17 protein-coding genes are annotated in these 22,386 nt (G+C 41.3%); 13 read left to right on the top strand and 4 right to left on the bottom strand.

Annotated elements, in window-relative coordinates:
* Positions 1 to 83 precede the first annotated feature (83 nt).
* Both HC643_RS20380 and HC643_RS41445 read left to right on the top strand, forming a co-directional pair.
* Positions 84 to 482: a DUF433 domain-containing protein gene (locus tag HC643_RS20380; protein WP_038082799.1), complete on the top strand. Its 399-nt coding sequence runs from the start codon at positions 84 to 86 to the stop codon at positions 480 to 482.
* Positions 475 to 681, top strand: a complete 207-nt coding sequence (locus HC643_RS41445) for a DUF5615 family PIN-like protein (RefSeq protein ID WP_050045626.1) — start codon at positions 475 to 477, stop codon at positions 679 to 681. Before HC643_RS20380 ends, HC643_RS41445 begins: the two co-directional genes overlap by 8 nt.
* A gap of 163 nt (positions 682 to 844) precedes the next feature.
* Here HC643_RS41445 and HC643_RS20370 read toward each other — a convergent pair whose 3' ends face one another.
* On the bottom strand, positions 845 to 1,822 hold the full coding sequence (locus HC643_RS20370; protein ID WP_050045625.1) for a 2-hydroxyacid dehydrogenase: 978 nt from the start codon (positions 1,820 to 1,822) through the stop codon (positions 845 to 847).
* 379 nt (positions 1,823 to 2,201) lie between these two features.
* Here HC643_RS20370 and HC643_RS20365 point away from each other — a divergent pair, with 379 nt between their 5' ends.
* Complete coding sequence (locus tag HC643_RS20365; RefSeq protein WP_167844717.1) at positions 2,202 to 2,630, top strand: hypothetical protein; 429 nt, start codon at positions 2,202 to 2,204, stop codon at positions 2,628 to 2,630.
* A 206-nt stretch (positions 2,631 to 2,836) separates the two neighbouring features.
* Positions 2,837 to 5,470: a hypothetical protein gene (locus HC643_RS20360; protein WP_038087590.1), complete on the top strand. Its 2,634-nt coding sequence runs from the start codon at positions 2,837 to 2,839 to the stop codon at positions 5,468 to 5,470.
* Between the two features lie 55 nt (positions 5,471 to 5,525).
* Here HC643_RS20360 and HC643_RS20355 read toward each other — a convergent pair whose 3' ends face one another.
* A complete protein-coding gene (locus HC643_RS20355; RefSeq protein ID WP_050045623.1) occupies positions 5,526 to 9,125 on the bottom strand; it encodes a WD40 domain-containing protein in 3,600 nt (1,199 codons plus the stop codon).
* A 757-nt stretch (positions 9,126 to 9,882) separates the two neighbouring features.
* Between HC643_RS20355 and HC643_RS20350 the strand changes: the two genes are divergently transcribed.
* The 4 genes from HC643_RS20350 (at position 9,883) to HC643_RS20335 (ending at position 14,100) form a co-directional block, all read left to right on the top strand.
* Positions 9,883 to 10,122, top strand: a complete 240-nt coding sequence (locus HC643_RS20350; protein WP_072040734.1) for a hypothetical protein — start codon at positions 9,883 to 9,885, stop codon at positions 10,120 to 10,122.
* A gap of 90 nt (positions 10,123 to 10,212) precedes the next feature.
* The gene (locus HC643_RS20345; protein WP_038087587.1) at positions 10,213 to 11,040 is read left to right on the top strand and encodes a PD-(D/E)XK nuclease family protein; all 828 of its coding nucleotides are present in this window, start codon (positions 10,213 to 10,215) and stop codon (positions 11,038 to 11,040) included.
* Between the two features lie 30 nt (positions 11,041 to 11,070).
* Entirely contained in the window at positions 11,071 to 11,709 is a 639-nt protein-coding gene (locus HC643_RS20340) for a GNAT family N-acetyltransferase (protein WP_038087583.1), read from the top strand.
* Positions 11,710 to 11,712: 3 nt separating this feature from the next.
* Positions 11,713 to 14,100, top strand: coding sequence for a single-stranded-DNA-specific exonuclease RecJ (locus HC643_RS20335; protein WP_038087579.1), 2,388 nt, complete (start codon positions 11,713 to 11,715; stop codon positions 14,098 to 14,100).
* Between the two features lie 26 nt (positions 14,101 to 14,126).
* Here HC643_RS20335 and HC643_RS20330 read toward each other — a convergent pair whose 3' ends face one another.
* On the bottom strand, positions 14,127 to 14,825 hold the full coding sequence (locus HC643_RS20330) for a YdcF family protein (protein WP_038087577.1): 699 nt from the start codon (positions 14,823 to 14,825) through the stop codon (positions 14,127 to 14,129).
* Positions 14,826 to 15,125: 300 nt separating this feature from the next.
* Between HC643_RS20330 and ctpB the strand changes: the two genes are divergently transcribed.
* From ctpB to HC643_RS20315, 3 genes are all read left to right on the top strand, one after another.
* Complete coding sequence (ctpB, locus tag HC643_RS20325) at positions 15,126 to 16,466, top strand: carboxyl-terminal processing protease CtpB (protein WP_038087574.1); 1,341 nt, start codon at positions 15,126 to 15,128, stop codon at positions 16,464 to 16,466.
* 77 nt (positions 16,467 to 16,543) lie between these two features.
* Positions 16,544 to 17,488, top strand: a complete 945-nt coding sequence (locus tag HC643_RS20320; protein ID WP_050045620.1) for a glycosyltransferase family 2 protein — start codon at positions 16,544 to 16,546, stop codon at positions 17,486 to 17,488.
* 293 nt (positions 17,489 to 17,781) lie between these two features.
* A complete protein-coding gene (locus tag HC643_RS20315) occupies positions 17,782 to 18,477 on the top strand; it encodes a response regulator transcription factor (protein WP_038087572.1) in 696 nt (231 codons plus the stop codon).
* 297 nt (positions 18,478 to 18,774) lie between these two features.
* Here HC643_RS20315 and HC643_RS20310 read toward each other — a convergent pair whose 3' ends face one another.
* Positions 18,775 to 19,056: an Npun_R1517 family heterocyst differentiation transcriptional regulator gene (locus HC643_RS20310; protein ID WP_038087569.1), complete on the bottom strand. Its 282-nt coding sequence runs from the start codon at positions 19,054 to 19,056 to the stop codon at positions 18,775 to 18,777.
* A gap of 961 nt (positions 19,057 to 20,017) precedes the next feature.
* Between HC643_RS20310 and ndhM the strand changes: the two genes are divergently transcribed.
* Both ndhM and HC643_RS20300 read left to right on the top strand, forming a co-directional pair.
* Positions 20,018 to 20,392, top strand: a complete 375-nt coding sequence (ndhM, locus tag HC643_RS20305; protein ID WP_038087566.1) for an NAD(P)H-quinone oxidoreductase subunit M — start codon at positions 20,018 to 20,020, stop codon at positions 20,390 to 20,392.
* A gap of 298 nt (positions 20,393 to 20,690) precedes the next feature.
* A complete protein-coding gene (locus HC643_RS20300; protein WP_038087562.1) occupies positions 20,691 to 22,010 on the top strand; it encodes an esterase-like activity of phytase family protein in 1,320 nt (439 codons plus the stop codon).
* Positions 22,011 to 22,386 lie beyond the last annotated feature (376 nt).

Genomic DNA, 22,386 nt, shown 5'->3' with positions numbered 1-22,386 from the left:
TCCCGTGTTTTGCAATTCACAGACAATCCTCAAACTTAGCTAGGATGTACGTAGAGCTACAGGTTAATGACTTTAAAAAACTAATGGCACCTTACTCCTTAAATTTACCACTTCAACTACAACAAGAAGCAGAAAGATACGCTAGTAGCCAAGGGATTTCACTGGAGCAATTTATTATTTGGGCTGTAGCGGAGAAAGTCGGTGTTCTCAATCAACCAGTTGACGATCCCGCATACCCAGGAATTACATATCGCATTGGTGCTAGTGGTACAAGAGTTTCTGTACTGCGAGGGACTGGGCTGCGAGTTCAGACGTTAGTTATTGCTAGCCAACAATGGGGGTTGTCTGTTCCAGAGATTGCAAGTGAATATAACTTGAGTGAAACCCAAGTGCATGAAGCTTTAGCTTTCTACGCTGCACACAGTCAAGAGGTCGATAAAGCAATCGCATCCGAGCAAGCGTTGGAATTGCATCATGTCTAAACCTCTGCTGCATTTAGATGCGGATGCTTCAATGAGAGCACTACATACAGCTTTGGTAAATCGCGGTCATGATGTCACTCGAACACCTAATGATTGGATGCCTCTAGATGCCAGTGATGAAGCGCAGTTGTTAGGGGCAATAGCTCAAGGACGATGTATTTTTACTTTCAACATTCGCGATTTTTTAGTTCTATCATAACGGTATCCAAACCACTATGGCATTGTCTTAGCAGCCCAAAATAGTTGGTCTCTGTCTGGTTTAATTGCGGCTTTAGATAATATGCTGACAGAAACACAAGCCACGGATTTGATTGGACAAGTGCGTTGGCTCAACCAGTGGCAAACATAGGATTCTACAGACTTCAGCCATAAACTTTAGGATTGACACAATAAGGTAATTGCTCGCCTTTCAACCCAGCAATTAAGTTAGCGATCGCCATATTTGCCATTTTTTCCCTTGTTTGCCGACTGGCACTGCCAATGTGAGGCGCAATAATGAGATTATCAAGCGTGAGTAACGGGCTATCGATAGGAATTGGTTCTGGATCGGTAACATCTATGGCTGCACCTGCAATTTGACCTTGTAAAAGCGCTTGGTACAGATCGTCTTGGTTGACAACTCCTCCTCGTGCGGTGTTAACGAGAATGGCAGATTGCTTCATCAATTCAAACTGCCGATCGCTAAAGAGATGGTAAGTATCATCAGATAACGGAGTATGAATTGTTACAAAATCTGATTCTTGCAGCAAACTTTCAAAACTGACAAACTCTACACCCAAGGCTTGCTCTAGTTCTGGCTGACATCGGTGTTTGCTAGTATACAAGACCCGCATATCAAACCCCTTAGCACGACGAGCTACCGCCTGACCGATACGCCCCAATCCCACAATTCCCAAGGTAGCACCTGCAATATTTGGCCCCAGTAACAAGTCTGGTTCCCAGGTGCGCCACAAACCAGCACGAGTCAACTTATCTGCTTCCACAACTCGTCGTGCAGCAGCCATTAATAATGCCCACGCAAAATCAGCAGTTGCATCTGTTAATACGCCGGGAGTGTGACCGACTGGAATCTTTTGTGCGGTGGCTGTTGGGATGTCAATGTTGTCGTAGCCGACTGCCATTTGGCTGATGACTTTAAGACAAGTTCCGGCTTCTATGAGTTGTTTGTCTATTCGGTCACTCAGCAAGCAAAGCAAGCCATCTACTGTCTTCACCTTTTCCAGCAAAACTTCATAAGGAGGTGGTTGGCGTTCTTCCCAAACTTCGATAGCCGCAACTTGCTGCAGTCGAGCTAAATCGGTGGGAAGGCGGCGGGTGATAAAGACTTTGGCTTGGTGCATGGGTCAAGGTTTACAAGGTTTTCAGATTGAGGATGTGCGCGATCGCTCCGTATATCTCTGGAGGTTATGCTATCAGATCTACCAGATCTCCGACTGCTTGAACGTTGGGTATTTCTCCCACAAAGTAAATACACGATTCTTTCAATCTTTAATTTTTGATATAAATACTTGTACCTTTCTATAGTTTAAGAAAAATTTTAAAATCAAATCTGTAGAACTACGAATTTACAAACCCTAGAAAAAGAAATAGAAGAAATAAAAGAACAAAAAAAAGCCATTTTTTTATTTTTGTATAAGAACATAAAAATAAAAAAAAAGCCATTTAACAAGTAGTTCTAGTTTTGAGTTTCTTACAAAACGCGATCGGGAAGCACACCATATGAAGTTCAGCATAAAATTCAGTTTTTCTTTTCTAACTTTATTAGGGATAACAACACTCTTAGGAGCACCCGTAACTGCTCAGACTGCTAGTGCAAGTGGAAGTTTCGTGTTAGTTAGACCATCAGGTGGTTCACAAAGTATCAGTGGAGAAATTAGTTTACCTGCTGGGTTTTATTTTCAGGGACCTCTAAATGTGAAACCGACAGTCACACCCGGAAAAAGTCCAGGCGGAAATGATGAAAATATTGGTAATTTACTGATCGATCCTGGTACAGTCACCGCAGTCACTAATTCAGTCAGTGCCAATCCCTTTCTCCAAGAAGCAGCTACAGCTTTAAAAGCTGCTACAACCGCCAATGATGTTGCTGCTCAATCAGCCATTATTAAATCGGGGGCTGGCGTGAATGGTTTAGGCGGTCTTGAATAAGAAGATTTTTACAGAGATGACTCTCTAATTTCTACAAGATTTGAGCAGACATAGGTAGGTCGGCAAGAAAAAACACAAATATATAACGAAATGTAAAATTTTCTATTCGGTTTGTAGTTGGACTATCTTCACGTTTGGTGCAACTACAAACCTGACTTACTAATTTTGTCTGGAATATCTCAAATTCTTTTTTTGTTTTTCATTAAATGAAAAATTTGATTTTAATTCAACATTTTATTATCTATTTAATTTCAATATTAGTTTCTAACTATTATGCCTTAAAATCGGTAAAAGCTATTGATGAAAATGGTTTAAAAATAGAAACAATAGATACATCTAACCTTCCTCAGCTAGAACCAATTTCTAAAAAATCAGAATTAGAAAAAGTAGAAGCCAAGAAAAAAGATCAAAATCAACAACAAATTATTCTAGATGCTTTAACAGTCAGTGCTAGCAAATATCCTTGGTTTGTTAATCCAACCGATAACTTAACGTTTTCTCCTCAAATTTTCAACCCTAATATAAACGATCGTTATTTTGATTTTGATATAAATTTTGCTAAAGAAAACCCCATTCTTCACAAGTTTACATTTGCTCTTTTCCCTAAAGAAGAGCAATTCTACTGGGTATTACCTAGTAATAGAATTGTTTTTGAGACTCAAGGATGGCAAGGGGGAATTGTTTATCAAGGCAGATCCAGTGACACCAAAATTATGCAAAGCATGACGTTAGAGCAAGCATTTGGAGGTATTCAAGCAGTTTCATTCATTCCCAGTAATTTTGAGAACCTAAGCGGAGATGTTGTAAGTCAGAACTTTTCTATCACGGCTATTGGAGGAAAAATAACAAATCCACCTGGTATTTCTGCCGATCGAGTTATTATTCACAGTGGAATTGATTACAGAAATTCTAATGTAACGATTTTGAAAAATACTGCTCCCAATCTTGGTAGTGCTTCGACTGATAGTGTAAACGGTGGTAGTTCTTTATTTCAATCCCTAAATGTTTCTAATTCTCCCCGAATTTTGCAAGGCTTTCCTACTGTAGATTTAAAACCTCTGCTTAATGATGGTAACTTGAGATTGGCAGAAGGAGAGATTATTCCCAAACAGGTTTTAGAAGCCACTGGAATTTTTTGGGGAGATCCAATCGCAGGAAAACCATCTCAGTTTACAGCACCAATAACTTCTTTGCCAGGAATTAAAGTTGCACAGTTAGGAAAGTTTGATAATACAGATTTACTCCATACCTTAGTCAATCCCTTACAAACAGATATCGAAAGAGATTTACACTATCTCAATTCCTTATTTTGGGTGTCCTATGGTCAAAGAAAACCCAAGTTTAACGTTAGTATACAACGTCAAACCGAGCGCGATTGGCACAGAGTGTATTTTAGTCATGTTCGTAACAGTAGTACGATCGAGTACAACTCCATGAATGCGAGTGCTTCTTATACTAATGTTTTTGCTAATCCCGGTATATCACTCACCCTCAATTTAGAAGATGGAAAGATAAATGATACTCAAAGCGTAAATTCTACTATAGGAATGGCACTTGGTCTCATTTTTAAAAATATTGATACTAATAATCTCAAGACTCATCTTGAAAATGCTAAAACCTATTTTTATGGTGAACAGAAGTTTGCCAGCTTGACAGCGAAAGCAACTGTTCTTCAAAGAAGACAAATCAATTACAGACTCGACAGGACATTATTTTATGCTAATTCAGTCAGTGGTTTAAAGCAGGTTTCTGGAAACATGACTTTTAAGAGCAAAATTACACCTGTCAGTTCCAATGTTGTTCAAGTGAGAACGGGGCTATACAGGCGGGGATTGCAGTTTTTTCATAAGAAGAGTAGTCCATTCATCGAAGGAAGTACTTTTTTTTCTAAACTAAGACTTTCCAATAAAGATTTTGGTATACTTAGCTTTATCGGTACGCAACTTCCTTCAAGGAAAACGGCTGTTACTCCCATAAACGAATCTGCATCTGCTGAGATTATCTTACAACATCCAAACGGGAAAAATTTTGTTCAACAATTTGATTTAGCAGAGGCTGAGGTAGTACCTATTGGGATTAAATCATCAGATTTAGCTTTCGATCGCATTGAGATTACCAAAACAGATCGTCAGAATATTCGCTTCAGAACTTTTAACGGCTATTTATATTTACCAGCAGTAGAAATTGCCTATAGTGGGTCTTCCGGTTATTTTCACTATAGTACTGCCACAGGTTTGTGGTTTAATACTAATTCTAATACGGCTCCTGGTGTATTTTACAACAACATGGGTTTATCAGAAGTTGCGTTAGGAATATACAGTAATATATTGTTGAGTTTTCAGAAAATAGATGTCCAAAGAGATGCTAGCAATAAACCAAAAGCAATTACAACTTATGCTTCATCCTTAAATGCAAATTGGAATAGTGCAAGTAATAAAAACAATCCCTTTTCTGCTCTCCTCAGTTATTCCTACTCCTATCAAAATCAGAACTTTGGATTCTCAGTCACTCCAGGTATTGCTTTTGCTGAAAGTAGCGATCGCAGTGAATGGACAAAATTTATTGCTACACAATTTAGCCTGAAAACTGGCTTAGAATGTAAGACAACACTGGAACTCAGCAAAGAACTTTTTTTTGATGTCAATGCCTTACAAAAAATTAATCGAGACCTATCTATTGGAGCTTATCTCAAAAATTTTAGTGAAATTAACCTTGGTCTTGACAGTCGAGCTTCCAACCTAAACTACGGTATTATTCTAAAACATAAATATCTAGAAGCTCAAATTGGCACTGGAGAAAAGGGATTTGACGCTCGATTGCAAGGAGGAGTGCAATTTTAAGCATAAAAAATACACAAATATGATTTTCTTGTTTGTACTTCATAAATTTCTGATTTTAACTAACATCTTCCACCGCCCCCAAAGCCTTCAACGTTTCTTTTTGAGCTATAGTTAAACCTATCACCCCAGTAATATTCATCCCCTCGTAGGGTCTAAATGTTCGCAAAGTTTTAAAGCATTCACCTGTCAATACATTCCACAGCTTAATAGTCTCATCTTGACCGCCACTCACCAAAGTCAGACCATCAGGACTAAACGCAACCGACCTTACCCGATTAGTATGTCCGTGTAAAGTTTTCAGGCATTCACCCGTGCAAACATCCCATAACTTCACCACTAGGTCATCACTACCACTAGCTAAAATTTGACTATCCGGGCTGAAAGCAACTGACCTGATCCGATTTGTATGCCCTTGTAAAGTTCTCAAACATTCACCCGTTTGGACATCCCATAATTTCACTGTTTGGTCTTCACTACTACTAGCAATCTGACGACCATCAGGACTAAAAGCAACTGACCAAAGTCGATTGGTATGTCCGTGTAAAGTTCTCAGACAATCACCCGTTTGAACATCCCATAATTTCACTGTTTGGTCTTCACTACTACTAGCAATCTGGCAACCATTAGGGCTAAAAGCAACTGACCATATGCGACTGGTATGCCCTTGCAAAGTTTTCAAGCATTGACCTGTTTGGACGTCCCATAACTTCACTGTTCGATCTTCACTACTGGTAGCTAAAGTACAACCATTAGAACTGAAAGCGACTGACCATACGCGATCGGTATGCCCTTGCAAGGTTTTCAGACATTGACCGGTGCGAGTATCCCATAACTTCACTGTTTTGTCGTCGCTACTACTTGCGAGCTGGGAACCAAACCCTTGCAGGGACGCTTCGCAAACAGGGCTGAAGGTAACTGACCTTACCCAACTAGTATGCCCTTGTAAGGTTTTCAAGCATTGACCCGTTTGAACATCCCATAACTTCACTGTTTGGTCTTCACTGCTGCTAGCAATTTGACAACCATCAGGACTGAAAGCAACTGACCTCACCCAACTGCTACTTCCCTGCAAAGTTTTGAGGCATTGACCCGTGCGAACATTCCACAACTTCACTGTTTGGTCATCACTGCCACTTGCTAAGATGTAACTAAATCCCTGTAAGGAAGCTTCGCGAACGGGACTAAAGGCAACTGACCTTACCCAGCTGGTACTGACCTGCAAAGTTTTCAGACATTCACCCGTGCGAACATTCCATAATTTCACTGTTTGGTCGTCACTACTACTGGCTATCTGGCAACCATCAGGACTAAATATCACCGATCTGATGCGATTGGTATGTCCTTGCAGAGTTTTCAGGCATTCACCCGTGCGAACATTCCATAATTTTATTGTTTGGTCTTCACTTCCACTGGCTAAAGTGTCACCAAACCCCTGCAAGGAAGCTTCGCGAACGGGATGAAAGGCAACTGACCTGATATGACTGGTGTGTCCTTCCAAGGTTTTAAGGCATTTACCCGTGCGGACATCCCATAACTTGATTGTTTGGTCTTCACTTCCACTTGCTAGAGTGTCACCCATAGGACTGAAAGCAACTGACCAGACTCGGCTAGCTTTCTCCTGTAGGGTTTTGAGGCATTCACCCGTTTCGACATCCCATAACTTGATTGTTTGGTCTTCACTTCCACTGGCGATCAGACAGCCATCAGGGCTAAAGGCAACTGACCAGATTCGACTGGTATGCCCTTGCAAGGTTTTGAAGCTTTCACCCGTGCGAACATCCCAGAATTTTATTGTTTGGTCTTCACTTCCACTTGCTAAGATCTCCCCATCGGGGCTGAAGGTTACTGACCTGATCCAACCACTATGTTCTGCACAGGTGAAAAGTAACTTTCCTCCTTCAACTTGCCATAAATGAGTTTTCCCATCAGCATCACCTGTAGCCAAAAGTTTTCCGTTTGGGCTAAATACAACTGATGAAATACTAACTAATTTTTCAAAAAAAACAGACCTTGCTAGATCGCTATTGGCAAAATTTACATGATGTAAATTAACTCCTTGTAAATAGGCTTGCCAAACAGTTAGATTGGCAAAGTTATAGTCGCTTAAATTAGTTTGTAACTGACAAAGCATATTGAGAATATTGCCGCCTGCATATCCTGCTTCTAGGGGCGATCGAGCCTGTAGTTTTGCTAAAATTTGAGTCAGCTTTTTTTCCAGATTTTTAGGCGTTCTAAAAAGAGTTAACAACCTGTCTATAATTGGTTGAAGTATCAGTTGAGTTTGAGTATTCCTAATATAATCTTTTGTAGTCGCTTCAATAAGAGCATGGCTCATAAATAACGCGATTTCACCAGTCCTGATTTCTTGAAAAACTCGTTCAACTACTTTGTCGGTCATGTATTCTAGTACAACTGGTTGAAGCGTAAATAGTGCCAGACTTTTTTCAATTAAAGAACGTCGCCGTAACGATTCTAATGCTTCTAGTAATTCTCTTTTTGAAACGAGACGTATAATATCATCTAATAAGTCTTCTAAAGAAATTGTTTCTCGCTTAATTGCCAGCCAGTACATGATTTCTTTTTCTTGCTCTGACAAGCGATCGAACTGCTGATCTAATAAATTGCGCGTATCACCAAAAATTATCTCTCCTTGTTGCATAAAAACGGCGATGTCACCGCCAAATAACTCGCGAATTGGCTCAGCAACTAACTTTAACGCTAGCGGATTGCCAGAATATTTTTCAACCAGTTGTGTCCATTCTTGTTCGGAGCCAAATAAACCTTTATCTTGAAGAATTTTTTGCCCTTCTGTTTGTCCCAAGCCAGATAATGAGAGCGTTCTAACTGGTGATGTCTCTCCTTCAAGAGGTGCGAATTCTTTTGGTTTTTCTCGACTGGTTAATATCAAGCAACTTTGATGAGATTCTTCCCCTACCCTTTTCAGCAGTTCACCGTAACCTTCATATCCTTCTCTATAGTCGCCTGCGCGATCGCCCCCTTGCAAAACTGTCTCAGCGTTATCCAGTACTAAAAGACTTTGGTGCTTTCGTAAATAATGAATCAGCAGCGAGAGTCTTCCATCTACAGTGTCAGGTAAATCAGTTTCTTGCTCATCTGACAAAAATCGTATTAGGTTGGCTAAAAGTTCTTTGACTGGTGGTGCGTTGCGTAACGATCGCCAAATGAAGTACTCAAAATTATCTTTCACTTCATCTACTAATTTTACCGACAAAGCCGTTTTGCCAATTCCTCCCATTCCCAATAATGCAAGAAGTTGGCAATTATCCCTAACAATCCACTGCTTGAGCACAGACAGTTCTGCTGTCCGTCCGTAAAAGACACACAAACTCGGTGCTTCACCCCAATCCTGTCGCTTTTGGACAACAAATTCCTGAGTCTTAGTAGATGCTTGATACTCATATTGCAGAACTTGTTGTAACTTAACTATCTTCCCAGGTCCCCCACCACCGACATTAAACTTCTTATACACCTCACTTAATCTTTTACGCACTGCTTCGGCGCTGATACCCAGTTCCTTGGCAATTAAGGTTGGCGATTTTCCATCCACGGAAAGAAAAAAAACTTCTAGTTCGCTGCTAGACAACCCTCGTTTAGCAGCCAAAGCTTCCAGAAATTCAGCAGAAAGTACATTCATAACCTGCAGCAATCAAATTGATATCTGCCTACCGATGGATTGAAAGAAAGCACCGTGTTGGATTGGCACCCCTCGAAAGTTAGATAAATATTTTATTTCAGAAGAAGTAGATTCTTCTCCAACCCACACTCTTCAAAAATATCAAAATAATTGCTCTTTAGTAGATTCGGTACAGATGTAACCAAAGATGAGATGGTTGTTGCTTGACTTTGTAACTTAGTTACTTTAAAGTGAGAATTAAGACCATATCGGTCATTAAGCTATTTCGCTTTAAATTGCACGACAGGGCGGGCAAAGATACCCATCCTATAAGAATTAGGTTTACTAAAGCGGTGCAAGTTATAGAACGAGCGGCTTAACTTAGGTGGTAAGGAGTAACTACAAGAAACTTAGTGAGCTAAATTTAGTAACTAAGTATGATTTTGGATATCCAGATTTTGGATGGAGATGAAACAGCAGTTGCTGGAAGATGACTAAATGTCAAAGTTTTCATACAAAGTTGCGTTCATCGCAACTATTCATACTCCACGGACACCTTCTCCCGATTTGGGAGACAGGCTGTAACTCAGTACCAGTTTCTAGCCCTAGTTTTCAGCCTCAAATCTTAAATTTGGAAAATTCCAGCCTGGGTTCAAACCCCATGCATCAAAGCACGAACTCTAGCCTGTCAATAAAACGGCTCTCTTTTTCCTATTCCCTTTAGGTTGAAATTCCGTAGCACTCTCAATAGATTCAACTTCCAATTTAGGACAAGGCAATGAAAACTAATCTTACTGACGAGAATAGTTTACTTTTCAAATGGGCTTGTAAAATACTTAGGTATTTTTTACTGGTTATGCTTGGCTTTGCAATAGCCTACATTCTTTCTCACGTTTTTAGTGTTTCTTCAATTCTTGCGTTTTTGTTCTCAGCAAGTGTATGGCAATGGATAGGTCGTGCAACCGTTTTCGTCTTTTGCCTGTTTGCGATCGCAATGATTTACGAATCATCGCGTTAATAGCCTAAAAATATGACATCCAAGATTCCCCACTATCAAATTCACAGCTAATAGTTGAGTCAGTGTAAGATGATAATTTAAAATCTTATCATGCTGACCACTCACCCTCAACTATTACGACTGTCGCAAGGACAACTCAACGTGCTTGAACGTTGTCCCCGCCAATTTCAACATACTTACTTAGAACAACTTCATTCTCCCTCTAACCCAGAGCATGAGGAACGGCAAATTTTGGGTAGTCGCTTTCACTTGCTGATGCAACAGCGAGAAATGGGATTACCTGTTGACGCTCTCTTAAAAGAAGATGCTCAATTACAAAGCTGGATGACAGCTTTTGCTAATGCAGCACCAGAAATTTTGACGCCCTCCTCTCATACCCAATCCTTTCGTGAAAGCGAACATTACCGTACACTCCAAGTTCAAAATTATTTACTGACGGTTATCTACGATTTATTGATTGCAGATAAAGAGCAAGCACAAATCCATGACTGGAAAACTTATCCAAAACCCCCATTAAAAAGCAAATTAGAACAAAACTGGCAAACACGGCTCTATATGTACGTATTAGCTGAGACTAGCAATTATTTGCCAGAAAATATTTCCATGACATACTGGTTTGTTCCATCTGAAGATAAATTACAAAGTGTAAAATTTGTTTACAGCAACTTTCAACACCAGCAAACTGCCAACAGGCTGAATCAACTCCTAAACCGGTTAACATATTGGTTAGAACGTTATTACAAAGGAGAATCATTTCCCCAAGAATCTGACGGTAGCAAAGCCTGCAACTACTGTCAGTACACGACACGTTGCAATAGAACGCAAGCTATATTCGAGCAAACATCTGCGATTGCAACTCCTGCTCTAGCAGCTACAACCTTACTAAATATAGAGAGTATTCAAGAAGTTAGCTTGTAAACTGCGGATAATTTCTAAATTTATTATTTTATGCATTTTGATGATAGTGATGCGGTTTACGTCCGCGAATTAGGAATAGACGACATTGCCCCTGTGTACCACTTGGGCGAAGAGTTATTTACCAGCGATTTATATCCTTATCTATATCGTTGCTGGGATGAATGGGAGGTGATAGGACTTTACAACACCGATCCAGAATACTGCCTGGTTGCCGAAGCTGATGGGCATCTTGCAGGATTCATTTTGGGAACCATCATTACCAAAGCAAGTTGGACATACGGATACATTTTGTGGTTGGGAGTCAGCCCTAAGTTTCAACGTCGCGGCGTGGGAGATAAATTAGTTGATAAAGTTGTTTCACGCATGATAGAAGATGGGGCGCGATTCATGCTAGTAGACACAGATCCTGCCAATGTTCCTGCAGTGAAATTCTTTACCCGCAAAGGTTTTGGTAATGTGCGCCAACATATTTTCCTATCCATGAATCTTAGCAGGCACGAGTACTATGGCAGACTGATTGACTACGAACATCAAAAAGCTGAAAGAGCAGGTTATAAGCGTTCTCGTCCTGCTATGCGTCCCCGTAAAACTGATGGAGTCGCTGGTGAAATTGCCCTTAATACTTTGGTAGCTGACGCTCAAACGACTGAGGAACAAACTCCTGTTTAGGTCATGTCCGTACCACAACAGCAATGGATTCTTGCACAAACTGGACAACCGCCCGAATCTTTTATTCAGGCGGTGAAACAATATGCTCCCGCATCAGGAGGACACTTTGCAGCACAGTTGTTATGGCAAAGAGGAATACAAGATGAAGCAACATTAGCTGCTTTTGTCAGTCCTCAAGCTTATCAATCGGCAAGCCCCTTTGAGTTTGGGCAAGAAATGTATTTGGCTGTACAACGGTTAGAGCTCGCTTGGGAAAACAACGAACAAGTTGCTATTTGGGGTGACTTTGATGCAGACGGTATTACCTCCACTGCTGTTTTATGGGATGGGTTGGGACAATTTTTTACCCAAAACAAGCAATTAACTTACTACATTCCGAATCGTATTACTGAATCCCATGGATTGAACAGTAAAGGAATTGAAAACCTAGCTAGAAAAGGTTTTCAATTAATTGTAACTTGTGACACGGGCAGTACAAATATAGAAGAAATTACTTATGCGAAACAGTTAGGTATAGATATTATTGTTACCGACCACCACACTTTACCAGCAGAACGTCCAGCAGTAACAGCGATCGTCAACCCGCGATATTTACCAAACACTCACCCACTGTTTCATCTTTCTGGTGTAGCTGTAGCTTATAAGTTGGTGGAAGCTCTTTATCAAACTTTGCCAAGTGTTCCACAAAGGTCTTCACTAGAAGATTTACTGGATTTAGTAGCCGTTGGGCTAATTGCGGATTTAGTCCAGTTGCGTGGAGATTGTCGCCACTTAGCACAAATGGGAATTCAGCGACTGCAAGAAGATTTTAAGAAAACACCTGAAATGCGGCGGCGTCCTGGAGTGGGACGCTTGTTGGAATTGTGTCAAAAAAATGGCGATCGCCCCACAGATATTTCCTTTGGATTGGGTCCAAGAATCAACGCTGTCAGCCGCATTCAAGGGGATGCAAGTTTTTGCGTGGAATTACTGACAAGTCGAGACCATAAAAGAGTCAGCGAACTTGCGGAGATGACAGAACTAGCTAATGCCCGCCGTAAATCTTTACAAAAAGATGTAACCCAGCAAGTAGAGCAAAAGCTAGCCAGAATGGACTTATCAACTACTAGCGTTATTGTCCTGGAAGACCCTCAATGGGCTGTAGGTGTTTTGGGATTGGTTGCCGGACAAGTCGCACAAGAGACAGGGCGACCAACTATTTTGTTAAGCACAGAAGGAGTGGAGATGGGAGACCGGGAGAAACCTGCTACCATGTCTCCCCCCTCTCCCCCCCTCTCCCCCTCTTCCTCTCCTCTTCTCGCCCGTGGATCTGCTCGTTCAGCTAACTCAATCGATTTGTACCAACTCGTCAAAGAACAGGCACATCTTTTACACCGTTTTGGAGGACACCCCTATGCAGCGGGATTAAGTCTTCCAGTAGAGAATATTCCATTATTTACAGAAGCAATCAACCAACAGTTACGACGATCTTTGGCAGGTACAAACCTCATACCAACCCTAGAAGCAGACATAGCGGTGACAGTGGCAGATTTGGGAAAAGAATTATTTTTAGAACTGAAACTGCTAGAACCCTGCGGAATGGGTAATCCCGTACCAAAACTTTTGATTCAAAACTGCTGGTTTGAGAACGCTTGGCATCGAAATCAGCAAGATTCGCGAGGAAAAAAAGTACAGTACATTAAAGCCGAGTTTGACATTCGGGATGATTCCACAAAAAACCCTTTTCCTGGGGTGTGGTGGGGACATTATAAAGATGAATTACCTCTAGGAAGGTGTGAGTGCATAGTCGAACTCGATTACAACACCTTTAAAAAACGTTACGAAATCCGAATTGTAGCAGTACGTTCCTTACAGCAATCGGCTTTCAGCCAGCGATCGGCACGTATACTCGATTGGCGTAATACCTCCCCCTCTATCCCTCCATCCCCCAATCCCCCCTCCTCCGTTCCCCTCCTTATCGAAAAATGTCCGACTAGTTGGGACGATTTAAGAGCGTGGTTGAAACGTTCCCTTTACGAGGGACAACCACTTGCACTTGCTTGGAGCAAACCAAACCACAAACCGCCAGAACAAATTTGGTTAACTCTGGTAGGGCTTGCCAAATACCTCAGCCGTACACATCAACCAGTCACTCGCATTCAGTTATTAGAAAAACTTGGTATCGGCGATCACCCATTACTTTTGGGGTTAAGAGGTTTAAAATATTTAGGTTTTAGAATCACGCGCCAAGATCGTGCTTTCATTTTTGCTCAACACACAAATATTGAATCAACCCTTGCAGAGACAGCCATTGCCCAATTTTTAGTCGCTGTCCGAGAAGAACAATTTCAGCAACAGTATTTTGCGGATGTGCCTTTATCTACAGTAGAAGCGATCGCAAACAGTGGTTAGTGGTGAGTAGGAATCACAACCCACAACTAACGACGAAGTTTCCCCTGACGTTCGCATTTAAAACCTTGCCGTTGCCAAACATCCATCTTCACTTCTGCCAGTTGTGTGACAGAAGAACAGCGCGGTTGAATGATGGGGCTTAACCCCGCCCACAATAAACTGCGTGTGATGTCTAATCCTGTTTTCAACCAAGACTCTTGATTACCGGGGACACCTTGCTCTTGAACAATTTCTGTTTCTACCCAAATACCTTGAGCGCCAAAGAAAATCTGTGCCAACCATTTAGCTCGAGGTAAATGAGTAGGTGAGGTAATCATTTTTACTTTACGGACTTTCCACTGACGTAAAATTGGAATACCATAGTAAAAATTCCCAAAAGTAGAATCTGCACATTTTTCCAGCCAAACGTTCTGGATTTGGTCTGCTTCTTGCTGGAAAATCAACCAGATACACGGGTCTTGGGAACCTTGAGAAATCAGAACCGGAATTTGTGGATATTGTTTTGCCAATTTTGCAACATAAATTTCTCGTCTTATACTTCCACCAAGTACAAAAAAGGCATCTACAGGCTTGGAGGAGGCAGAAATTAGGGTTATAGTGTTAAAAACCAGCAAGGTGGCTAATACAATACACAGTCCAAGAACTAGTTTCTGTAAAAATTGCCACTTTTTACCGGACAGTATTGCCTTGAGGTTGAATCTACTGTTTGTTACTTGGCGTTTCATTAAGTGTTTAATACCACTCTATTTTAGGTGAATTCTGCTACACCGATCTAACTAGCTAAATGCTATCTTAATAGAGTAATAACGATCGCAGAATGGCACGCATCAAAGTGCCACAATATAGCATTAAGCTTGCGGAAAACGCGAGCTATGTTATAACAACTGGTTGAAAGGTGACCCAGTATTCTTAAAGAAACATCAAGGAAAGTTAATGAAGAAGGTTTACACAAACAAAAAAATCTATAGTCCTTAAAAAACCTGATTGCTACACTGTCAACAACACAATTATTCCAGCTAATATACATGAATCAATCTGCAAAACGCCACTCGCCGCTCCAAGTAGCCCTGATCGGTGGAGCTATAGCTTCAACGGCCTCTCTTTCTGTATTTGGTCCGGTCTGGTGTCATTCGGTGCGTGCTGCACTTCAAGATAGCCCGAAGGCGATAGTTGATGAAGTATGGCAACTTGTAAATCGTGAGTATGTCGATTCTTCGTTCAACAAACAGAACTGGTTAGCAATTCGCCAGAGTTTGCTAGGTAAAGATTATACCTCCCGCGATGAAGCTTATGTTGCTATTCGGGAAGCTTTAGAAAAATTGGGCGATCCTTACACTCGCTTTATGGACCCCAAACAGTACGAAGCTCTTACCAATCAAACATCTGGAGAAGTCTCTGGAATTGGTATCCGGATGGAATTTAATGAAAAAAACAAGCAGCTGACTGTTGTAGAAGCTATTGAAAATTCTCCTGCACTGAAAGCGGGTGTAAAAGCAGGAGACACGATCCTAGCAATTGATGGCAAACCCACTCAACAAATGAAAGTGGAAGACGCCTCTAAGCTCATTCGCGGCAAATCAGGCACTATGGTAACTTTGCGCTTGGGACGCGAAGGACAGCCATCCTTTGATGTGAAGCTAACACGAGCAACTATTGAAGTGCCAACAGTACGTTATACCCTCAAGCAAGAAGGTAAGCGGCGTATTGGCTATATTCGTTTGCGGGAGTTCAGCGCTCACGCTTCAAGTCAAATGCGACGCGCTATCCGCAATTTGAATGCTCAAAAAGTTGATGGCTATGTGTTGGATTTACGTAGCAATCCGGGTGGTTTGTTACAGGCTAGTATTGAAATTGCTCGAATGTGGCTCGACAACGGAGCAATTGTTAAAACTGTAGACCGTGAGGGCGGTAGCGAGGAAACTAAAGCAAATCACACTGCTATAACAAATAGCCCCCTAGTGGTCTTGGTCGATAACAATTCCGCAAGTGCTAGCGAGATTCTCACAGGAGCACTGAAAGACAATAACCGAGCAGTCGTTATTGGCAGTCAAACTTTTGGAAAAGCACTAGTACAGTCAGTTCACGAACTTACAGATGGTTCCGGTGTTGCTGTCACCATCGCTCACTATTATACTCCTAAAGGAACAGATATTAATCACAAAGGCATCGCCCCAGATATTAAATTAGACTTAACAGAAGCACAGCAGCGTCAGTTAGCAGCAAATCCCGATTTGCTGGGAACTCAGAATGACCCTCATTATGCGCGAGCACTCTCCATCCTATCCACCAACGGTCTTGCTCAGCCCGTATCACCAAAACAACCGTTACAGTCGTTGACCAACAGCGCTAACGATTTGAAATTGTAGCTAAATGGCTAATGGCTAATAGCTAATGGCTAATAGCTATTAGCCACTAGCTATTAGCCACTAGCCATAAACAATTTATGTTTTTGCCAAAAATATCGGTAATTATACCTATTTATAATGGAGAAGCAGATTTACCAGAACTCATATCTAACCTAGTAAATCAAACTTACCCCAAGGAGAAAGTAGAGTATTTATTGGTAGATAACAACAGTCGCGATCGCACGACCACTCTACTCCAATCTGCTGCTGAAAATAGTCCAATTACAATTCACCCTTTAAGCGAAACAAAAATTCAAAGTTCTTACGCTGCTCGTAACGTTGGTATTCGCACTGCCACTGGTGAGATACTGGCTTTTACTGATGCAGATTGTCGTCCGGAACCGGAATGGTTGAAGTCACTCATTGCGCCTTTTGAGAATCGAGATGTAGCGATCGTTGCGGGTGAAGTTGTGGCGTTGCACGGAACCACATTACTAGAACAACACGCAGACCGACAAGACACGTTATCTCAGAAACACACTCTTGCTCATCCCTTTTATCCCTACGGTCAAACTGCGAACTTGGCTGTTCGACGGGAAGCTTTTGAAAAAATAGGGTTATTTCGTCCTTACCTGACCACTGGTGGAGATGCAGATATTTGTTGGCGTATCTTACAGCAAAATATAGGACGTCTGGAATTTGCTCCTGAAGCCATCGTCAAACACCGTCACCGCGCAACATTGAAAGAACTGGAAAGTCAATGGCGGCGCTACGGGCGTTCAAATCGCTATTTACACGAACTGCATGGTGTGGAGTTAATGCGGGATATGAAGCGAGCAGAGTACTTCTACCGCTTTGGGCGTTGGGTATTTAAGGAACTGCCAAGAGATACGATAAAAGCTGTTCTCGGTAAAGCGAGCCTTGTGGATCTATTAGGTACTCCTATTGGGTTATTTACAGCTAAAGCACGCGCTCAAGGGCAAAGAGATGCTCAATTACCAGAAAATGCCAAAACTATTGAGTGGCTAAACAGCGATCGGTGACCGATAATCAGTTTGTTCGTTCTCAGGTGGAGCCTGGGAACGAAACCCACTACTGCGCGTTTGTTAAGTTCTTATAAAATTTCCTTTTATGCTGAGTTATTAATTTGACTTTGCTAAAGAGAAGTGCAGACATGGTAAATAAATATACATTATTTTCTTTTTATTAAAAAAATTTATTAACACACTCAAACTTAAAAGTCAAAACAATAGATCGCCTTTTATTTTCTTTATCTTCTCCTTATTGTCATTAAATTTCGCTAAATTGGAGAAAAGTAGTGGTAAGGATACCGTAGATGGCAGGACAATTGTTACTGGTAGATGATGAGCCGGGATTGCGTGAAGCAGTGAAAGATTATTTGCAAGAGAGCGGTTTCAGCGTTCAGGTTGCCAGTAACGCCCGAGAGGGCTGGGAGTTAGTGCAACAGAACCTACCAGATTTGGTCATCTCAGACATTATGATGCCTCAGGTGGATGGCTACCAATTCCTCAAGCAATTGCGAGATGACCCTCGTTTTCGCTCGCTCCCCGTGATATTTCTCACTGCAAAAGGAATGACAACCGACCGCATTCAAGGTTACCAGGCAGGTGTTGATGCTTATCTGCCAAAACCTTTCGATCCTGACGAGTTAGTAGCGATTGTGGAGAATTTATTAGAACGCCGTTCCTCTCGCACTCCTGCACCCACTGAAGATGGCGAAGCGCTCAATATTACAGAACTTGCCAATCAGATTGCTCAAATTAAAGCTTTGTTGACTCAGAAAAGTGCAATTGCTCAATCCCCAGCCCCTTTTGCTATTGACTTAACTCCTAGAGAACAAAGCGTTCTCAATCTAGTTGCTGAGGGGTTAATGAATAAAGAAATTGCTCGGCGCTTAGATACTAGTGTCCGAAATGTAGAAAAATACGTTAGCCGTTTGTTTAGTAAGACTGGAACTAACAGTCGCACAGAGTTGGTTCGTTTTGCTTTGGAACACGGTTTGGCAAAGTAACAGTGACCGTGGGTCACTGTTAATGGTAGAAATGATTACCCTGAAATTTAAATTATTAGAAACATAATCCCGCTTAAAGGTGCGGATAATTGCTATATCTAGTCTAGGTAGGCACCCATTGGTTCCCGTAACCTTACTAAGGATTAAGGTAAATACTAGCTCTAGTACTAAGGTGGGTAAGAGGAAATAAAATAAGCCGAGTCATTGAGAGAACAAGTAAGCTCAGTGGCAAACTTAAAAAAATTCACCTTTCTACACCCAAGAATCGGAGCGAGCCAAGACATGGGATGTCCTTGACTACTGAGTGACGTCAGTTGCATTGCGTAAACGCATCAGCTGGCGTCTCATTTGTGGAGAGGCTTTTAACTCGGAGACTTCTTGCGCCTTTACAGAAGCTTGTAACGTTTCTAAAAAGTCGTCAGAGCCTTCAGTTAAAGCATCTAGCAGTACTTGCAAAAGCTGATCGCGATCGCCTAAAAGACTTTTTTCCTCAATCAACCTAAATTTGAGATGTATTTCACACTCATAAACACCTACGTCGATGCTATTGACTTGGCGTGGTAATGCTTTGGAGTTCATAGATTTTAGGAGTCCTTCGCTAGATGGTTATTTGGTTGAAGAGTGCTTAAAAGCAAGCAAGTGTTCTTTATAATTTTTTCGACATCCAAAATGTTTGAATTAAGAGTTTTTGTGTTTCAACAAACTTGGTCTTGCATTTTTCTCTCCTGTGTATTTTCCGGCTTGACTTTTTTGTCTGGTTTTTTGGTTTCTGTCCTAGCTATGGTTCAAGGAGACCATAAACTATTATTCAGTTTTTATGATTCTATACAATAAAGTTTCTGTAAGAAGTAGTTCTATCTTTTTAAAGGTTTTTACATCAACTTTATCTAAACGTCAATAACAGTTTGAGTTTTTACTGAATCACTGGTGGTAATACGTAAGTAAATTCGCTGGTTATTTTCTATCTAAAGAAAGCCAGACATTGCTGTGACAGAATTCCGTAGAAATAACTAAACGTACATTTTTTCATTTGACAAAAACAAGAGACATAGAAGGAACAAAGCAGTTGGGGAAAAATTTTTTTCTAAGGAAAAATATTGACACAGATCGAATTATTCCAGTTAAATATTTAACCCCAGTTCTTTCCTAGCATATGGAGCAAGGTCATGCTTGGTAGCTAAACTTGAGAAAGTGACCAGTAAAAGAGTACTACTCCTTTTTATGAAATGACAACAAAACCGGAAAATTCTATTGGGCTGGGGGTTAGACGCTAGCGGATGCGAAAAGAATTATTCTCATATTGAGCGAGCGCAAATGTTTGCCGTGGAACTGCCTTCACCATAGCTAGCTGTCCTCTATTCTTCAAATGCCAGACCGCTACAACTCCTTTACGGTTCCAGTGGAGACGAAAACACTCAACCTTCAGAAGACAGCGTGGGAGCTAGTGTTGAGTTTTGCGTTCAGCAATTCTAGGTTCTCCTCAGATCCTAGTTTAAAATGAGTGAGAGCGAGATCACCCAATTCATCACTGAACAGATCCATGGACAATCCAATGTTAGTCAAGTCCACAACTCGGCATATCAGAATTTTTGCAGCTGAGATAGATCCGGATGGAGAACTGGTTCCTAGCAGTCAGGTTTTAACCCTAGATGTTGACCCAGACAATGAATTTAATTGGAATGAAGATGCTCTCCAAAGAGTGTATCGGAAATTTGATGAATTGGTGGAAACATATAGTGGTGCAGATCTGACAGATTATAACCTACGTCGCATTGGTTCGGATTTGGAACATTTTGTGCGAGGTCTCCTGCATAAAGGCGAAATCAGCTACAGTCTCACCGGACGTGTGGTTAACTACAGTATGGGGCTTCCTCAAGTCGCAGCAGACGACCAGAAAGAAGCATACGGGCTGTAGTCGCGCTCGGGGATTGGGGACTGGGGATTGGGGGTTATCGAAGAGACGAGGGGCGTAGAGACACAGGAAAGCCGAGAGTCTCTAGCCCTGCGTCCGGGGCGACAACCCCAAGGGGTCACGCTCACCCCGTCTTCTATAAGTCGCTCATCTTAGCTGGGGTTCAATCCCCATCTGAGATGTCCCCGCGTCCCACATTCTCCGCGTCTCTTCCTTGATTCTCCCTTGTCCCCCCTGTCTTCCCTGTCATCCTTATCCCCTCTCACCCGTCACCTGTCATCAGTTCCCAATCCCTATTCCAATGCTCAAATTTGTCAGTGTCCTGTTAGGATTGCAGCCTGCATGGATATTGGTTGTTTTGCTTAACTCCTCAGTGAATGCGGCTAAACTTATCGGACGTGCTATTTTAAATGCTGATACCTTTGCCCCAGGATTAACTACAGGTTTGTTTAAGAAAACCAATCGCACAACTCCTTTTGTCAATGCACAACCAGTACAGGGTTTTTCGGGTGCGATCGCTGCTTCTAGAAAAGGTACATATCTGGTCATTTCGGATAACGGTTTTGGAGCAAAAGCGAATTCCCCCGATTATGTGTTGCGGCTTTACGCAGTAGAACCCGATTTCACAACAGGTCGAGTTTTTCCTATAAATATACAAACTGGTGAAAGACTTCAAAGCTTTAATCGTCAGAGTTTTATAGAATTAAATGATAGAAACAGAAAAGTTAATTTCCCTATTGTTGCCGATTTAACTTTTTATCCAAATAGTACAAATTCAGTCAGCAAGGTTATTAAAGAGAATCGCTTGCTGACTGGGGGAGATTTTGATATTGAATCTTTCCGTCAAATCAACGATGGTACTTACTGGATGGGGGACGAATTCGGTCCGTTTTTGCTACATCTTGGAAAAGATGGGGAACTTTTAGATGCGCCAGTTCCTTTGCCCTTGTTCTTGAAAAATGATAAGTTAAATTTTATAAAATCTCCCGACCATCCCGATCTGGCTAATTTAGCAGATGATGAAGCACGAGTAACAGCTGCTATTCTTCCCGGTTCTAAAGGGTTTGAAGGGTTGGCACTCAATAGTAGCGGTACAAAACTTTATGCGATGCTAGAAGGGGCATTAGTGCAAGAGCCGCAAAAAAAGCGCCTGTTAATATATGAATTCGACTTAACTAGCAAACAGTATTCCGGAAAAACTTTTTCCTATCTTATGGAAGATTCCAGTCACGCCATAGGAGAACTGACAGCGATAAACGATCGAGAGTTTATTGTCATAGAACGGGATAACACCCAAGGAGATCCGAACAAACCAGCATTTAAAACCCCCGCTCAATTCAAACGCCTATACAAAATCAATATTACGAAGATGAACAAAGAAGGTTTTTTAGAAAAAGAATTATTGGTAGATTTATTAAAAATTCGAGACCCTAAAGGTATCGGAGGTCAAGACACTGTCAATGGTGTGTTTGCGTTTCCTTTTGTAACTATCGAGACTGTACTACCTGTAGATGACAGAACGTTACTAGTTGTGAACGACAATAATTACGCCGATACCAGAGGTCGGAATCCCAAACAGATTGATAATACAGAATTCATTTTAATCAAGCTTGACCGATGACTTGTTAATTTTTGATGAAGCTTGTTCAATCTGTATCATTTGCTGAAGAAAAGTTAGATAAACTTTCATTAAGATAACCTACCACAGAAATGCTAAGGTTTTAATAATCTGGTAACAATAGTTTAATATCTTTATGTTTTTCAACTTACAATCATTAATAGAGAGGTGTCGAAATTAACTTTATGCCTCAGACAATAGGGGTTATGCAAGTAAATTCAGTTCATATTGTTGCATACAGTCATGCAGACAGGGTACTTATTCCCTTAGTTGGGCAAATTTTTCAGAACACTTTGCACCCTAGTTTTGTCCGCAAGTTAAAATCGCGATCCAAAATTGGATATATCAAGAGTGGTAAAAAGTACCGCTAAGTATATGC

This window comes from Tolypothrix bouteillei VB521301 (assembly GCF_000760695.4).
GTDB classification, from domain to species: Bacteria; Cyanobacteriota; Cyanobacteriia; order Cyanobacteriales; family Nostocaceae; genus Scytonema; species Scytonema bouteillei_A.
This window is presented reverse-complemented; position numbering and strand designations above follow the sequence as displayed.

What these genes read in the sequence shown, in the direction of transcription:
- HC643_RS20360 (WP_038087590.1), top strand. Translation starts at nt 2,837, where the DNA reads ATGAAAAATTTGATTTTAATTCAACATTTTATTATCTATTTAATTTCA.
- ndhM (WP_038087566.1), top strand. Translation starts at nt 20,018, where the DNA reads ATGGACAATCCAATGTTAGTCAAGTCCACAACTCGGCATATCAGAATT.
- HC643_RS20380 (WP_038082799.1), top strand. Translation starts at nt 84, where the DNA reads ATGGCACCTTACTCCTTAAATTTACCACTTCAACTACAACAAGAAGCA.
- HC643_RS20335 (WP_038087579.1), top strand. Translation starts at nt 11,713, where the DNA reads ATGTCCGTACCACAACAGCAATGGATTCTTGCACAAACTGGACAACCG.
- HC643_RS20320 (WP_050045620.1), top strand. Translation starts at nt 16,544, where the DNA reads ATGTTTTTGCCAAAAATATCGGTAATTATACCTATTTATAATGGAGAA.
- HC643_RS20330 (WP_038087577.1), bottom strand. Translation starts at nt 14,825, where the DNA reads ATGAAACGCCAAGTAACAAACAGTAGATTCAACCTCAAGGCAATACTG.
- HC643_RS20365 (WP_167844717.1), top strand. Translation starts at nt 2,202, where the DNA reads ATGAAGTTCAGCATAAAATTCAGTTTTTCTTTTCTAACTTTATTAGGG.
- HC643_RS20310 (WP_038087569.1), bottom strand. Translation starts at nt 19,056, where the DNA reads ATGAACTCCAAAGCATTACCACGCCAAGTCAATAGCATCGACGTAGGT.
- HC643_RS20345 (WP_038087587.1), top strand. Translation starts at nt 10,213, where the DNA reads ATGCTGACCACTCACCCTCAACTATTACGACTGTCGCAAGGACAACTC.
- ctpB (WP_038087574.1), top strand. Translation starts at nt 15,126, where the DNA reads ATGAATCAATCTGCAAAACGCCACTCGCCGCTCCAAGTAGCCCTGATC.
- HC643_RS20350 (WP_072040734.1), top strand. Translation starts at nt 9,883, where the DNA reads ATGAAAACTAATCTTACTGACGAGAATAGTTTACTTTTCAAATGGGCT.
- HC643_RS20315 (WP_038087572.1), top strand. Translation starts at nt 17,782, where the DNA reads ATGGCAGGACAATTGTTACTGGTAGATGATGAGCCGGGATTGCGTGAA.
- HC643_RS20340 (WP_038087583.1), top strand. Translation starts at nt 11,071, where the DNA reads ATGCATTTTGATGATAGTGATGCGGTTTACGTCCGCGAATTAGGAATA.
- HC643_RS20370 (WP_050045625.1), bottom strand. Translation starts at nt 1,822, where the DNA reads ATGCACCAAGCCAAAGTCTTTATCACCCGCCGCCTTCCCACCGATTTA.
- HC643_RS20300 (WP_038087562.1), top strand. Translation starts at nt 20,691, where the DNA reads ATGCTCAAATTTGTCAGTGTCCTGTTAGGATTGCAGCCTGCATGGATA.
- HC643_RS41445 (WP_050045626.1), top strand. Translation starts at nt 475, where the DNA reads ATGTCTAAACCTCTGCTGCATTTAGATGCGGATGCTTCAATGAGAGCA.
- HC643_RS20355 (WP_050045623.1), bottom strand. Translation starts at nt 9,125, where the DNA reads ATGAATGTACTTTCTGCTGAATTTCTGGAAGCTTTGGCTGCTAAACGA.